We start from the raw sequence: 1,561 nt of genomic DNA on the forward strand, positions 1-1,561 counted from the left end.
GTCGCCACGCGGTATGAGAAAACCGCTACGTCCTTCATGGCTGTCATCTGCATCGCTGCAACAGCAGATCATCTCAAGACCTAACAGGCCATAGAGAGTGTATTTTCAAGCAAAATTTTACGGGCGTGTGTTATCAGATTTCAACCCAAGAGTGTCTGCCGCGTCCGAACGAGATGTCGATACAGGGATCATCAGCGCTTTACGATCAGGTTGATAGGCGCAGGCATTCCAGCCGCGAGCCTGAGCGAGCGCGCTGACAACTTTGTAAACGACAACCCAACGGGAGTCACTGGAAGGTGGCTTCCAGAAACGCATGACAAGTGCGCACGAAGCTACGGCGAATGATACGAACGCAACGCCCGTTGCGGCATAGTTCGGTGGTATAAAGCCGAGAACCGTTGTGATAAAAAGAGACATACCCATGGGGAAGACGTTCTCCGACAATTGAGAGAAAAAGATAGGTGTCTCTGCAGTGCAATTTGAAATTTACTACAAATCAATTTTTGGCTACAGATCAGTTATAAGGATAAGATTTCTGTAGTGAAATTAAATATTTTTCTTGTTATTTTTGTAATTTTTGATAAAAAATCAACCTCGGGCCAAAGATCGGGAGCAGTTTCAGCGACTATGCGGAGTGTAGGCGCCATTTCGAGAAATTCTGGATACGATTTGTGATCGTGAAGAGCCAGGACTTCCGCCATGACCGAGGTCGACGTTTCATATAGATTTATTCGACGTTCTTGCATTACCAGATTTTCATTGACTGAACGATGGCCTTCTTCTGTAATTTGCAAATGAGTCCTATTCCCAGGTGAGTAATAGATTTTCGCATTTTTTTGATAGCAGCGGGCAAGAGCGATATAGCTGACGGCGACGCTCGTTCGATGAAAGTAAATCAGATTGAAGCTGTCTTTTTGAAGACGAAAAATTTCTTCCACGGATCCGAAATACGGTTTACCCCATTGGATAATAGAATGAATGTCAAAATCTTTCGACGCGATTGGCTCGCTCCTTAGCGAGGATGCTGCTATAGAACTCACTTCGTAGCCGAGTTCTTTTAAGCGTCGCATGTGCTTGAAAAGTGTTTTCGAGCGGGAATCGTCGTTTGGCGCATGATCGTCGATTAACAGCGCTCGTGGTTACGTATGGACGGCTTCCGCTTTGAGAGAAGGACCAAGACGCCGGGCCATCTCATGCTCCAAATTGCGCTCATTGACTGTCGTGGCGGCGTCGGCGGCGCGTTTCCGAATTTTTTGTATTTGCTCGGAAAGAATATCTAGAAATTTCTTTTGATTATCAAGGTTATCAATAGCATCGCTAAATCGGATAATGTATTGGACGAAAATTTCGTCAAGTTTTTTTGATACCTCTAGTGTGATAGGGGACCCAATCAATTCCACTCCATCGCTTTCACGTATAACTTGTATTACATGCGATTGATCGGGCGGCAGGCCGATGGGGAGGATTAGGTCGCGTTGACAAAAGATCTATACGATCTGCCTGAGATCTGATTCACTTCCTGCCTGTGGGGTAAGGAGCAGAGAGAACAGGCATGGCACGA

2 protein-coding genes are annotated in these 1,561 nt (G+C 45.9%); both read right to left on the reverse strand.

The annotated features are described in order from the left end of the window. Nucleotides 1-518 precede the first annotated feature (518 nt). Nucleotides 519-1,070 carry a hypothetical protein gene (locus tag G442_RS25445; RefSeq protein WP_154660427.1) on the reverse strand — a complete coding sequence of 184 codons (552 nt, stop codon included), beginning with the start codon at nt 1,068-1,070 and terminating at the stop codon, nt 519-521. 69 nt (nt 1,071-1,139) lie between these two features. Continuing rightward, nucleotides 1,140-1,394: a hypothetical protein gene (locus G442_RS25450; protein WP_154660428.1), complete on the reverse strand. Its 255-nt coding sequence runs from the start codon at nt 1,392-1,394 to the stop codon at nt 1,140-1,142. Nucleotides 1,395-1,561 lie beyond the last annotated feature (167 nt).

Origin of the sequence: Acetobacter nitrogenifigens DSM 23921 = NBRC 105050, assembly GCF_000429165.1 — a bacterium.
GTDB classification, from domain to species: domain Bacteria; phylum Pseudomonadota; class Alphaproteobacteria; order Acetobacterales; family Acetobacteraceae; genus Acetobacter; species Acetobacter nitrogenifigens.

Coding starts and splice junctions, on each gene's coding strand:
- G442_RS25445 (WP_154660427.1), bottom strand. CDS start 1,070: ATGCGACGCTTAAAAGAACTCGGCTACGAAGTGAGTTCTATAGCAGCA.